Origin of the sequence: Amycolatopsis vancoresmycina (genome assembly GCF_000716785.1) — a bacterium.
GTDB classification, from domain to species: Bacteria; Actinomycetota; Actinomycetes; order Mycobacteriales; family Pseudonocardiaceae; genus Amycolatopsis; species Amycolatopsis vancoresmycina.
The window spans coordinates 108,243-120,747 of sequence record NZ_JNYY01000028.1 but is presented as its reverse complement, the minus strand read 5'-3'; the positions used below and the strand labels follow the sequence as shown (position 1 = coordinate 120,747).

Annotated in this window: 13 protein-coding genes; 3 read left to right on the top strand and 10 right to left on the bottom strand. The window is 71.9% G+C overall.

Features of this window, described 5'->3' with window-relative positions:
• Nucleotides 1-68 precede the first annotated feature (68 nt).
• The 3 genes from OO60_RS40730 to OO60_RS40720 all read right to left on the bottom strand — a co-directional run bounded on the left by OO60_RS40730 (nt 69) and on the right by OO60_RS40720 (nt 3,530).
• Nucleotides 69-1,625 carry a molybdopterin-dependent oxidoreductase gene (locus OO60_RS40730; RefSeq protein WP_004560308.1) on the bottom strand — a complete coding sequence of 519 codons (1,557 nt, stop codon included), beginning with the start codon at nt 1,623-1,625 and terminating at the stop codon, nt 69-71.
• A gap of 146 nt (nt 1,626-1,771) precedes the next feature.
• On the bottom strand, nt 1,772-2,008 hold the full coding sequence (locus tag OO60_RS40725) for a glutaredoxin family protein (RefSeq protein ID WP_004560309.1): 237 nt from the start codon (nt 2,006-2,008) through the stop codon (nt 1,772-1,774).
• A 10-nt stretch (nt 2,009-2,018) separates the two neighbouring features.
• Entirely contained in the window at nt 2,019-3,530 is a 1,512-nt protein-coding gene (locus OO60_RS40720) for an AMP-binding protein (protein WP_004560310.1), read from the bottom strand.
• Between the two features lie 313 nt (nt 3,531-3,843).
• On the opposite strand from OO60_RS40720, the gene OO60_RS40715 reads away from it, so the two are divergent.
• From OO60_RS40715 to OO60_RS40705, 3 genes are all read left to right on the top strand, one after another.
• A complete protein-coding gene (locus tag OO60_RS40715; protein ID WP_004560311.1) occupies nt 3,844-4,536 on the top strand; it encodes a sigma-70 family RNA polymerase sigma factor in 693 nt (230 codons plus the stop codon).
• 116 nt (nt 4,537-4,652) lie between these two features.
• Nucleotides 4,653-5,726: a DUF5667 domain-containing protein gene (locus OO60_RS40710; protein WP_004560313.1), complete on the top strand. Its 1,074-nt coding sequence runs from the start codon at nt 4,653-4,655 to the stop codon at nt 5,724-5,726.
• A gap of 87 nt (nt 5,727-5,813) precedes the next feature.
• Complete coding sequence (locus tag OO60_RS40705) at nt 5,814-6,701, top strand: HAD family hydrolase (RefSeq protein ID WP_033263374.1); 888 nt, start codon at nt 5,814-5,816, stop codon at nt 6,699-6,701.
• A 63-nt stretch (nt 6,702-6,764) separates the two neighbouring features.
• On the opposite strand, the gene OO60_RS40700 is transcribed toward OO60_RS40705, so the two are convergent.
• From OO60_RS40700 to OO60_RS40675, 7 genes are all read right to left on the bottom strand, one after another.
• A complete protein-coding gene (locus OO60_RS40700; protein ID WP_003089690.1) occupies nt 6,765-7,787 on the bottom strand; it encodes a lysophospholipid acyltransferase family protein in 1,023 nt (340 codons plus the stop codon).
• Nucleotides 7,788-7,801: 14 nt separating this feature from the next.
• Complete coding sequence (locus OO60_RS40695; protein WP_003089688.1) at nt 7,802-8,845, bottom strand: NAD-dependent epimerase/dehydratase family protein; 1,044 nt, start codon at nt 8,843-8,845, stop codon at nt 7,802-7,804.
• Nucleotides 8,846-9,100: 255 nt separating this feature from the next.
• Nucleotides 9,101-9,202 carry a 30S ribosomal protein bS22 gene (locus OO60_RS46160; RefSeq protein ID WP_007030867.1) on the bottom strand — a complete coding sequence of 34 codons (102 nt, stop codon included), beginning with the start codon at nt 9,200-9,202 and terminating at the stop codon, nt 9,101-9,103.
• Nucleotides 9,203-9,357: 155 nt separating this feature from the next.
• Nucleotides 9,358-9,573 carry a helix-turn-helix domain-containing protein gene (locus OO60_RS40690; RefSeq protein WP_013222402.1) on the bottom strand — a complete coding sequence of 72 codons (216 nt, stop codon included), beginning with the start codon at nt 9,571-9,573 and terminating at the stop codon, nt 9,358-9,360.
• Nucleotides 9,574-9,766: 193 nt separating this feature from the next.
• Complete coding sequence (gene proC, locus OO60_RS40685) at nt 9,767-10,579, bottom strand: pyrroline-5-carboxylate reductase (protein ID WP_003089682.1); 813 nt, start codon at nt 10,577-10,579, stop codon at nt 9,767-9,769.
• Between the two features lie 132 nt (nt 10,580-10,711).
• Nucleotides 10,712-11,530, bottom strand: coding sequence for a thioesterase family protein (locus tag OO60_RS40680; protein WP_033263373.1), 819 nt, complete (start codon nt 11,528-11,530; stop codon nt 10,712-10,714).
• Nucleotides 11,531-11,673: 143 nt separating this feature from the next.
• On the bottom strand, nt 11,674-12,486 hold the full coding sequence (locus OO60_RS40675) for a sugar phosphate isomerase/epimerase family protein (RefSeq protein ID WP_205624189.1): 813 nt from the start codon (nt 12,484-12,486) through the stop codon (nt 11,674-11,676).
• Nucleotides 12,487-12,505 lie beyond the last annotated feature (19 nt).

Here is a 12,505-nt window from a genome sequence, read left to right as displayed (position 1 = left end):
GATCGTCGGCAGCGTCAGATGTGTATAAGAGACAGGGCGGGGGCGGGGGCGGGGGCCAGCGTTCGAGCTCAGCTTGCGTTGAGGGTCACCGAGTGCCAGCCGGTTGCGCCGTCCGGGACCGGGTCCGCGCGGTTCTCCGTCTGCGTGTAGCCGTCCTGGTCGGTCGCGCGGACGAACGCCTGGTGCGAGCCCGGCGGCACGTCGAGCTCGGCCCACCACATCCGCCAGGTGTCCTTGCTCACCTCGGCCGACAGGGTCGCCGGGAGCCACGGCCCCTGGTCCAGCCGGACCTCGACCTTCGCGATGCCGGTGTGCTGCGCCCACGCCGTGCCCGCCAGCCGGACCTTGCCCGCGCTCACCCGCGCGAAAGCCGCGGGCGTGTCGATCCGCGATTCGGTCTTGATCGGCGCCTGCTCCGCCCACCCGCGGCTGAGCCAGTACGCCTGCCGGTCGTCCCACCGGGTGAATTCGAGGGACTTGACCCACTTCGTCGCCGAGACGTAGCCGTACAGGCCGGGGATGACGATCCGGGCCGGGAACCCGTGCTCGACCGGCAGCGGCTCGCCGTTCATCCCGATCGCCAGCATCGCGCCGCGGGTCCGGTCGAGGGCCACGTTCGCCGGGGTGCCGCACGTCCAGCCGTCGACGCTGGTGGCGAACATCTGCTGCGCGCCCGCCTGCACACCGGCCTCCTCGAGCAGGTCGGCGAGGTCGACGCCGATCCAGGACGCGTTCGAGATCAGCGGGCCGCCGACCTCGTTGGACACGCACGTCAGCGTCACCCGGCGCTCGACCAGCGGCCGGCTGCGGATGTCGGCGTAGGAGAACGTCACCTCGCGGTCGACCATGCCGTGGATGCGCAGGCTCCAGTCCTCGGTGCGCAGCTGCGGCACGACGAGCGCGGTGTCGATGCGGTAGAAGTCCGCGTTCGGCGTGAGGAACGGCGGGGAACCGAGCTTCGCGAAGTCGGCGTCCGCGGGCAGCGGCGGCGCGGTGCGCGCGGGGACGAGCGGCCCGACGGCGGCCCGCGAGTCCTCGGCGTCCGCGCTGGTCCCGGCGACCTGGCCGACGACGGCCGCGACCCCCGAACCGGCCACGACACCGACTCCGGCGCGCAGGAACTTCCGCCGGTCGAAGCCGCGGTCGTGGACCACGTCGGGCGGCAGCGCGAGGCGGTGCAGCCAGGTGAACACGGCCAGCCCGGCCACCAGGGCGGCGACCGGCGCCAGCAGCGAGATCTGCCCGAGGTCGCTGCGCGCGTAGACCGCGGCGACCCCGGCCGCGCCGAGCAGGAAGACGAGCACCTGCCCGGCCCGTGGCGTCCGGCGCGAGAGCTGCCCGGCCAGCAGCGCGAACAGGACCAGCACCACGCCCAGCCCGAGCTTCAGCACCGGCTTGTCCCAGGTGCCCAGCGTCCGCTCGGCCCACTTCACGATCCCGGTCGGGCTGTGGTCGATGACGTAGTTCGCCACCGCGATGAACGGCGACGCCGTGTACCCGACGAACCCCGCCACCAGGTGCCCGACGCCGAGGGCGGCGGCCAGCGCGAGGAGCCCGATCAGGGTCGCGACCGGCAGCGAAAGCCGCCGGGGTGCTTCGGGCGGCGCTTCCTGCAGAGTGCTCACGCCTCCATCTTCGGAGCGGAAGCGTGAAGCGGCTGCTCGGAACGGCTTACGGACGTGTTACGGCTGCCGCTCGGCGCAAGTGGTCGTGAGTGTTTAGGCGCGTTCTAACGCGCCTAAACACTCACGAGGAGCTGCGGCAGACCGGCTCAGGCGAGGGCCTTGCGCAGGCGGTCCTCTTCGACGCGCCAGTAGCCGTGCTCGGCGCCGTCGACCAGGATCACCGGGACGCGGTCGCCGTACTCCGCACGCCACTCCGGGTCGGTGTCGACGTCTTCCGAGCGCCACGAGACGCCCAGCTCGCCGCAGATCCGGGCGACCTCGGCCTCCGCGACCTCGCAGAGGTGGCAACCGTCCCGGCCCATCACCGTCACTTCGTGCGCCATGGCGTCCTTACTACCGCAACCGCAGCCGGCGCAGCTTGCCGGTGGCCGAGTGCGGCAGCGACTCGGCGAACTCGACCAGGTGCGGCACCTTGTACCCGGCCAGGTGGGCCGCGCAGTGGTCGACGACCTGCTGCTCGGACAGCGCAGCCCCGGCCGCGGGCACGACGAACGCCTTCACCGCTTCGCCGCTGCGTTCGTCCACCACCCCGACGACGGCGGCCTCGGCCACCTCGGGCAGCTGCCCGATGACCTCCTCCACCTCGCGCGGGAAGACGTTGAAGCCGTTGACGATGATCAGGTCGTTGGCCCGGTCGACCAGGTGCAGGTCGCCGTCGACGTCGAGGTAGCCGACGTCGCCGGTGCGGAACCAGCCCTCGGCGTCGGGCCCGTGGCCGCCGTCCGGCCAGTACCCCGAGAAGAGGTTGGCGCCGCGGATCGACACCAGCCCGGTCTCGCCGGCGGCCTCGAAGACGTCGCCGACGTCGTCCGGGTCGAGCGGCACGGCCTGGTCGGTGCCGTCGCTGTCGACCAGCCGCAGCTCGACCCCGGGCAGCGGGCGGCCGACCGAGCCGGGCTTCGGGTAGCCGGTGACCAGCGTCGACGTCACCACCGGCGCGCATTCGGTGAGGCCGTAGCCCTCATAGACGTCGAGGCCGGTGGCCTCGCGGATCGCGGTCAGCACCTTCGGGTGCAGCGGCGCCGCGCCGGACGTCATCCGCCGCACGGTGGCCAGCCCGCGGCGGAGCTCGTCGGCGCCGAGGGCGGCGAACTCGCCGTACATCGTCGGGACGCCGGTGATCGACGTGACGCCGTGTTCGGCGCAGTCGTCGAGCGTGCGCTGGGCTTCGAAGCGCTCCGACAGGACGGCGGTCGCGCCGACGGCGACCGCCTGCAGGAGCCCGGGGCCGAGGCCGTAGACGTGGAAGAGCGGGATGGTGATCAGCACGCGGTCGTCGTGTTCGAGGACGCCCTCGACCCCGCTGATCTGGTCGAGGTTCGCCAGCAGCGCGCGGTGCGAAAGCATCACCCCGCGCGGCGGCCCGGTGGTGCCCGACGTGTACGAAATGACGGCGATGTCCTCGCCTGACCGGGTGTGTTCGACGGATTCGACTACGCCATCCGGGTCAGTCACCGGCGTGACGCCGCTCACGCCGTCCGGCAGGTCCGCGTCCGCGTCGCGCTGGACGACGACCTTCGCGCCGCTGTGCTCCAGCAGCTTCCCGAGCTCGGGCCCGGGCACCTGCGGCGACAGCGGGACGACGACGGCCCCCGCCCGCAGCGCACCGAAGAAGGCGACCGCGAAGTCGACCGACGTCGGCAGCCGCAGCCCGACCCGGTCGCCGGGGCCGACGCCCGCCTCCACCAGCCGCCCGGCCTGGACCTGGGCGGCGGCAGCCAGCTCGTGGTAGCTCAGGCCGCGCCCGGTGCCGGTCTCGCGCACGGCCGGGTGCTCCGGCCACGTGGCCGCGGCCCGCGTGAGCAGCCCGCCGACCCCCGATTGCGTCTCCGTTCCGGCGCTCACCCGCGGCCCACCTCTCCTCGCCCGACCGAACCGTTGCAAGTCTGTCATCTGAAGCGACGTCATGGGTGCTGACCGCGAGCGTTCCGTTTGCGCAACCCCCGAACCACTACCTACTTCGCGGTAACAACACGTATGCTGCACTGCGTCGCGCCGGTGTCGTTGATCACGGCCGCGACGGGAGAGAGGGAGTCGCCGTGACGAACTTGCCTGCCCACGAGGTCGTGGGGCACGCGAGCCGGCAGGCCCCTGCTCGCCCGAGTTCCGGGGGTACCGTGACCCGCTGGGTCGAAGCCGCCGCCGGAGGTGCCGCCCGATGACCGTCCCGACCGCCGTGAGCCGCGGGCCCGTCTTCATGTTCGCCGAGCGCGTCTTCGGGCGCCCCTCGGCGGTACCGCTGAGCAGGCAGGCGGCCGACGACGAGCGCGCCGAGGCGGCGAAGGCGGAGGCGTGGGAGCTGGTGCGGGCCGCGCAGGACGGCGACTCGTCCGCCTTCGGCCGGCTCTACGACCGGTACGTCGACGTGGTCTACCGCTACGTGCTGTTCCGGCTCGGCGACCGCGACCTCGCCGAGGACGTCACCAGCGAGACGTTCCTGCGCGCGCTGCGCCGGATCACGTCGGTGAGCTACCAGGGACGTGACGTCGGCGCCTGGTTCGTCACCATCGCCCGCAACCTCGTGCTCGACCACGTCAAGTCGAGCCGGTTCAAGCTCGAAGTGGTCACCGACGAGGTGACCGAGCCGGGCTCGGCGCCGTTCAGCGTCGGCGCGACCGCGCAGGCGGGCCCCGAGCAGGAGGCGATCAGCCGCGCCACCCGCACCGAGCTGCTGCGCTGCGTCGCCGAACTGGGCGACGACCAGCGGGAGTGCATCGTGCTGCGGTTCCTGCAGGGGCTGTCCGTGGCCGAGACGGCCGAGATCATGAACCGCAACGAAGGCGCGATCAAGGCGCTGCAACACCGCGCCGTACGCCGTTTGGCACAACTTCTGCCCACCGGATTGCGCTGAACCCGCGAACTTTTCCGTTCGTCGGCCGAAACCGGTAACCCTCGCGGCTTCTGGATCGTTACCCCACGCAGACCGGTGTCAGGGCCGGCCGTGGCCCGAGAGGAAGAAGCAGCGCCGTGAGGTCTGCGCGTGAGCGAGCCGAGAGCGAGCGGTTCGCGCGTGCCCTGGAACCGTCGCCGGTACGCCGCGACGGCGAGTTCGCCGACGAACTCGCGCTCGTCGGCGCGCTGCGTGAGCTCGGCGCGGCCGGGGCCCCCGACCTGGAGACGCGGCAGCGGATCCGCGCGGAGATCGCGGGCCGCCTGGAGACGGCGGCGGCCACCGCCCCCCGTCGGAGGTGGCGGCCGCGGACCGCCGACCTGGTGGCCGCCGCGCTCTTCCTCTTCCTCGTCCTCTCGGGGCTGACGCTGGTGCTCTCGCGCACGGCGTTGCCCGGTGACCCGCTGTACGGCGTCAAGCGGGCCGGCGAGTCGACCGCGCTGGGCCTGACGTTCGGCGACCAGGAGAAGGCGCGCAAGCACCTCGAGTTCGCCACCAACCGGATCACCGAGCTCGGCGAGCTGGCCGCCGAAGGCGGGACCGCGGCCGACTACCGGACCGCCTACGACGACTTCGCCGCCGACCTGCAGGCCGGCGTCGCCCAGATGGCGGCCGCGGCGACCAGCGACGGCAGCGGCACGCAGGCGCTGTCGGACATCCGGCTGTGGGCGCGCAACCAGGCGGCGCGGCTGGGTTCGCAGCCGCTGCCGGCCGACGCGGCGCCGGTGTTCGGCGACGTCCGCGACCTGCTGGGCAAGGTCCAGGAACGCACGAGCGGCCTGGTGGCGCGGATGAACTGCTACCAGATCACCACGGGCACGTCCGACGAACTGGGCCCGCTCCCGGCGACCGGCGAGTGCACGCAGCGGCCCGCCCCAGCCGCCGGCGGCCAGCCGACGGCGGTGTCCGTCGCACCCTCGTCGTCGGACAGCACCTCGCCGACGCCGACGGGCACGCAGCTGCCCCCGTCGGACGCCGCGGCGACCCCGGGCATCCCCGCGCCGACCGGCGGCGTGACACCGCCCCCGGTGTACGGCCAGGTGCCGACGACGTCGCCACGGCCGCCGTCGACGACGACCACGACGTCCCCGCCCCCACTGGTTTCGATCCCGCCGTTGCTGCCCGGTCTGCCGCCGATCGTCATCGGCTGAGGTCCGGGCCACACCTGCGACGACGCAGTGGGCGGCTCGCTACGCTGTGCGAAGGACCCGACGTGCGCGAACGTGGAGGCGGTGTGCGTGTCAGCTTGGCGTGGCAGGGATAAGAGTCAGGAGCTGGAACGGCTCGCCGCGCTCGCGGGCGAGGCGTCGGCCGAAGCCGCCCACGCGGCCGCCGGACCCGCCGCGCCGCCCGCCCCGCCGGACCTCACGGCGGCCGCGTTCTTCGACGTCGACAACACGATGATGATGGGCGCGTCGATCTTCTACTTCGCCCGCGGGCTCGCGGCCCGGAAGTTCTTCACGTCGGCCGACCTGGCCGGGTTCGTGTGGGGCCAGATCAAGTTCCGGCTCGGCGGCCGCGAGAACAAAGAGGACATCAAGACCCACCGCGAGCGCGCACTGTCCTTTGTGGCCGGCCGCACGGTGGCGGAGCTGACGTCGATCAGCGAAGAGATCTACGACGAGCTGATGGCGGACAAGATCTGGTCCGGCACGCGCGCGCTGGCCCAGATGCACCTGGACGCGGGCCAGCGGGTTTGGCTGGTGACGGCGACCCCGATCGAGCTGGCGGCGATCATCTCCCGCCGTCTTGGTCTGACCGGGGCACTGGGCACGGTGGCGGAGACCCGCGACGGCGTGTACACGGGCCGCCTGGTGGGCGACCTGCTGCACGGGCGGGCGAAGGCGCACGCGGTGCGGGCGCTGGCGTCTCGCGAGGGCTTGAACCTCAAGCGCTGCACGGCGTATTCGGACTCGGCGAACGACATCCCGATGCTGTCGGTGGTGGGCACGGCGGTGGCGGTCAACCCGGACGGCGGGCTGCGAGACGTGGCCCGGGCGCGGGGCTGGGAGATCCGCGACTTCCGGACGGGCCGCAAGGCGGCGAAGATCGGCGTGCCGTCGGTGCTGGGCGCGGGCGCGCTGGCGGGTGCGGTGGCAGCGGGAATGGCCTACCGCCGCCGCTGACGCTCGGTGCAGGCTGTCGTGAGTGTTTAGACGAGTTAGAACTCGCCTTACCACTCACGAGGCTCAGCCGCGGAAGACCGACTTGCGCTGCGAAAGGCGCTGGTACAGCGTCTGCTGGATCGACTCGCGGACCTGATCCGTCAGCTGGAACACCAGCATCGGGTCCTCGACCGCGTCCGGCCCGTACGCATCCGTCGCGATCGGCTCGCCGAACTCGATGCTCCACTTCGTCGGGAGCGGGACCGCGCCCAGCAGGCCCAGCATCGGGAAGAACGGCGTCACCGGGAAGTACGGCAGGCCCAGCATGCGGGCCAGCACCTTGATGTCGCCCAGCTTCGGGTAGATCTCCTCCGCGCCGATGACCGACACCGGGATGATCGGCACGCCCGCCTTCAGCGCGGCCGACACGAACCCGCCGCGGCCGAAGCGCTGCAGCTTGTAGCGGGAAGCGAACGGCTTGCCGACGCCCTTGAAGCCCTCCGGCCACACCCCGACCAGCTCACCCTTGCGCAGCAGGCGTTCGGCGTCCGCGTGGCAGGCCAGCGTCTGGCCGGACTTGCGGGCGAACGACCCCACCAGCGGCACCTGGAACACCAGGTCCGCGCCGAGGCCGCGCAGGTGACGGCCGCCGGTCTCGTCGTGCACCGCCACCGCCGTCATCAGCGAGTCGAGCGGGATCGTGCCGGAGTGGTTGGACACCAGCAGCGCGCCGCCGACCGCAGGGAGGTTCTCGACGCCGTACGTGTCGACGCGGAACCACTTCTTGTACAGCGCGCGCAGCGGCGGCAGGAACACCGCCTCGGTCAGCTCGGCGTCGAAGCCGAATTCGTCGACCGTGTAGTCGCCGGTCAGCCGGTCGCGCAGGAACCCGAGCGCCGACCGGGCCGCGTCCGAAAGCGGCTCGTCCGGCACCGGCCGTTCGACGCCACCGGGGAACGCGACGACCGGGGCCGCCTCCGCCCGCGCGGCGTCCTGCTCACGAAGGTCCCGCTCGGCCTCCGGCTTCTCCCGGCCCGGCCCGTGCAGGGGGATGACCTGCGCCTCGGCACCGCCCACCGTTCCCACCTCGCTTTCGCCGTCGTCCAAGTCGAAATGCCTGGTCACCGGCTCTGCCCGGTAGCCGCGGCGACCAGTACCCGGCCGGCCAGGCCGGCCAGCTTGCCCCCGTCGAGCACCGGGCGGAGCCCGCGTCCGACGATGTAGTCGTCGAACGCCTCACGCGTCGTCCACCGCGGCGTGTACCCGAACTCCTGCTTCAGCTTGGCGATGTCCACGACCCGGCCGAAGTTCAGCAACCGGACCTGGTCGGCGGAAAAGTCCACGACGCGGGCGCCGCGCAGAACCTTGCCGACCGACGGCACCACGCTCCGCGGCATCGGCAGCTCGACCCGGCCCGCTCGCCGGATCGCCTGCGAGAGGGTGAGTACCCCCTCCGCGCCGACGTTGAACACGCCGGGCCGGTCGGCCAGCGTCGCCCGCTCCAGCACCGACAGCGCGTCCGACGAGTGCAGCAGCTGGATGCGCGCGTCGTAGCCGAAGACCGTCGGCACCACCGGCAGGGCGAAGTAGCGGGCGAGGACGGTGTCGGTCTCGGGCCCGATGATGTTGGCGAACCGGAACAGCGTCGTGGTGATGTCGGGGCGGCGCCGCACCAGGCCGCGCACGTACCCCTCCATCTCGACGGCGTCCTTCGCGTACCCGCTGGTCGACGTGGGGATGAGCTCGGAGTCCTCGGTGAACACCGCCTGCGAGCGGGCGCCGGCGCCGTAGACCGCCGCCGTCGACTTGACCACCAGCTTCCGCACCAGCGGCGAGCGCTGGCAGGCGGCGAGCAGCCGCATGGTGCCGATGACGTTGACTTCCTTGATCGCCGTGCGGCGGCCCGGCCCGGCCGGGTGCGCCGTGCACGACGCGTGCACCACAGTGTCCACTTTGGCGGTGCTGATCACCTTGGCGATCAACGGGTTCCTGATGTCCGCGCGGACGAACTCCGCGTGGCCCATGCGCTGCAGGACGGTCTTGTCCGGCGGAACCGTGTCGACACCGATGACCCGTTCGAAGTCGGGGTTGTTGCCCAGCCGGGCGAGCAGTTTCCCGCCCAGTTCCCCGGCGACCCCGGTGACGAGCACGATGTTCGACGGCATGCGACTCCCTGCGGCGTAGGGCAAGTGGGGGGTGGACGGTCACCCGAGGCGCGCGAACCTGCACTCACTGGAAGGATCGCGCGGACGCCCTTGAGATGTTACCGCTCATCAGTGGTAGCTCCCGGCCGTCTTACGTGCTATTAACCGCCACGCCCCGGGAAAGCGACGAACGCCTCACTCGAACGGGCGGACCTGCCCACCACATGGACGTGGCCCGTCCAGAGACTGGACGGGCCACGGTCACACTCGGCAGGCTTACTTGCCGGCCTTACGACGCTGAACGCGCGTACGGCGAAGCAGCTTGCGGTGCTTCTTCTTCGACATGCGCTTGCGGCGCTTCTTGATCACAGAGCCCATGGGCGCTCCTTAGGTCGTCGTCGGTCACGCTGCCCGGCGCAGCGTCCAACGGGTGGAGCGCACAGGCACGAGCGGTTTTCCAGGTTACCCGTCTCCCCGGGCGGGCCGGTCAGCGGGCACGTCGTAACACGGCGTGCCGCTGGCCGGGGCGTGGATCAACCCACGTCGTAATAGGCGCCCTGGAGGTACTCGTGCACTGCTTTCTCCGGCACCCGGAAGGACTTCCCGACCCTGACGGCGGGCAGCTCACCCGAGTGCACGAGACGGTAGACGGTCATCTTGGAGACCCGCATCAGCGTGGCCACCTCGGCGACCGTCAGGAACTGGACCTGCCCGACGGCGGGCAAATCCTCCTTCTTGTTCGGCGACATGTTTACCGCGTCCTTCGACACGTGTCGCGCCACGAGGCTTCCCCACCTGTGGTATCGACACGCACGTGCTCTATCGAGAGTAGCGGGACTGGTGGGACTAATGCGACGCCTGTCACCGAGATGGGCCCCTACCAGCGCTAACGCACAAGCACCCGCGCGTGCAAGACCCGCGGAATCGCCCTTTCCGGCGAAATCAGTCCTCGTCGTGCGCCTTGCCGAGCTCCACCGAGCGGTCCTTGGCGGCCTCGATGGCGGCCAGCAGCGCCGCGCGGACGCCGTGCTTCTCCAGCTCGCGGATGGCGTTGATGGTGGTCCCGGCCGGCGAGGTGACGGCCTCGCGCAGCAGCACGGGGTGCTCGTCGGACTCGGCGAGCATCTTCGCGGCGCCCACGGCCGACTGGATGATCAGCTGCCCGGCCAGCGCCCGCGGCAGGCCCAGCAGGATCCCGGCGTCGATCATGGCCTCGACCAGGTAGAAGAAGTAGGCGGGACCGGACCCGGACAGCGCGGTGACGGCGTCCTGCTGCGCCTCGGGCACCTCGACGACCTGCCCGACGTGCGAGAGCAGGTCCCGCACCACGGCGAGGTGGTCGGCGGTCGCGTACCGGCCGGCGGAGATGGCGCTCATGGCCTCGTTGACCAGCATCGGCGTGTTCGGCATGACGCGGACGACGGGCACGCCCTCGGCGAGCCGCCGCTCGTAGAGCGAGGTGGGCAGCCCGGCGCACAGCGAAACGACCAGCGACGACGGCCCGAGCAGCGGCGCGAGCTCGTCGAGCACGGGCTCGATGTCCTGCGGCTTGACGGCGACGACGAGCACATCGGCCCGCTTCGCGGCTTCCTCGACCTCGACGCCGCGAACGCCGTACTGGGAGGTCAGCTCTTCGACGCGAGCCTGGTAACGCTCGGTGAAGAGGAGGTCGCCCGGTTCGTGGCCGCCGTGCAGCAGCCCCGAGAGCAACGCCTCGCCGATCTTGCCCGCACCCAGCACCGCGATGACCGTCATGCGCTCAAGCGTGCCAAACCCGCCTCGCGCCCGCGGTGCCGGGGCGAGCTGACCCGTCGCCGATGTCGCGAATGACTCATTCGGGACGTCCGAGGTCCCGAATGAGTCATTCGCGACGTCCGAACCGCGGGCTCAGGCGCCTGGAGCCGGGGCCAGGCCCAGCTGGCGGGCCTGGCACACCAGGCGGCCCTGGGCGTCGACCACCGTCGCGTCCGAGTCGAACCATGCCTCGTGGACCGAACGGGACTCCACCACCACCCGGAGCCAGCCCGGGGCCGGGCGGGTCCGCAGCAACGCCGTCAGCTGGACCGTCGGGGCCCAGCCGATGCGGCCGAGGTTCATCACCACCGGCGGGTTCACGTCCGAGGCCAGCAGCGTGAAGTACGGGTCCACCAGGCTGTGCCGCGGCCGCACCCACAGCCGCATCCGGGGTGGCTCGTCCGTGCGGCCCGCCAGGTAGCCCGCCGTCGCCGGGTCCAGGCGGACCTCGCAGCCCTTGGCCAGGTTGAACGGCCCCTCCGTGCTCTCGGCCATCGCCAGCGCGCCCGGTGGCGGCTCGGCGGGCATCGACGGCACGTCCGTCCACTCCGGCCGCCGCATCGGGAGCCGGCCCGTCGTCACCCTGGCCTCGACGCAGCTGCGGCCGCGCTGCTCCAGGCGGACCTCGACGACCGTCGCGCGGCGGCCGACCTTGCGGACGTCCGTGCGCAGCAGCACCGGGCCGAGCGCGGGCGCGTGCAGGAACTCCGCGCTGACCACCAGCGGCTCCGCGTGCGGCTCGCCGCGCTCGTGCAGCGCGGAGATCGCCGCTCTGGCCAGCAGGGCGAGCAGGAAACCCCCGTGCGGGTGCGAGCCGATGGCCCATTCCGCGCGCAGCACCGCGGTGAAGGTGCCGTCCCCCAGCGACCGCGCCGCACTCGCCGTGTCGAAGGACACAGCGGTGCCGTCGATTCCGCTCACGAACGGCCCGCGCCGATTCGGGAATTCCGGGAGGTGACGATCAACGAGAGCGACGGTTTCACGGTCCGAACTTTACGGGTTGGACCGGCGGAAATGCACTCGGGAGCAGTGTGTCCGGCCGGAACGTGCGCGGGTTATTGCCCGAGGTGGAACCGCGCGAACAACAACGCCTCGGCCAGATCACGGACCCGCTGGGCCGCGGTGACGGCGTGCCGGGTGTTGACCTCCAGCACGATCTGGCCGGCAAAACCGTTGCTGACCAGCTTCTCGAGCAGTTCGGCGCAGGGCTGGCCGCCGCGTCCGGGCACCAGGTGTTCGTCCTTCGGGACGCCGGTGCCATCGGCCAGATGGACGTGCGAGAGGCCGTCACCCATCCGCTGCGCGAGGGCCAGCGCGTCCATCTCGGCTGCCGCTGTGTGGGACAGGTCGAGCGTGTAGTGCCGGAACCCGACGTCCGTCGGGTCGATCGACGGCCGGAACGCGGAGACCCGGGAATTCCGGGAACCGCCGGGCGGCCGCACCTTGAACATGTTTTCGACCGCGATTTCGACGCCGCTCGACTCCTCCAGTTCCCCGACCAGATCGCCGAATGCGTCGCCGTACCGGCGCTGCCAGCGGAACGGCGGGTGCACCACCACCGTGCGCGCGCCGAGCTCGAGGGCGGCGTCGACGGACATCCGCAGCCGCACGACCGGGTCCGGCGACCAGATCCGCTGCGTGATCAGCAGCGACGGCGAGTGCACCGACAGCACGGGCACGCCGGTGCGCCGCGACAGGCGCCGCAGCGCCGTGACGTCCTGGCTGACCGGGTCGGCCCAGACCATCACCTCGACGCCGTCGTAGCCGAGCTCGGCGGCCAGCTCGAAGGCCGTTCCCGCCTTGAGGGGCCACACCGACGCCGTGCTGAGGCCCACCGGGACCGGCTGCTCGTCTGTCACGCGCGCCATCCTGCCTGCGAGCGCCGCG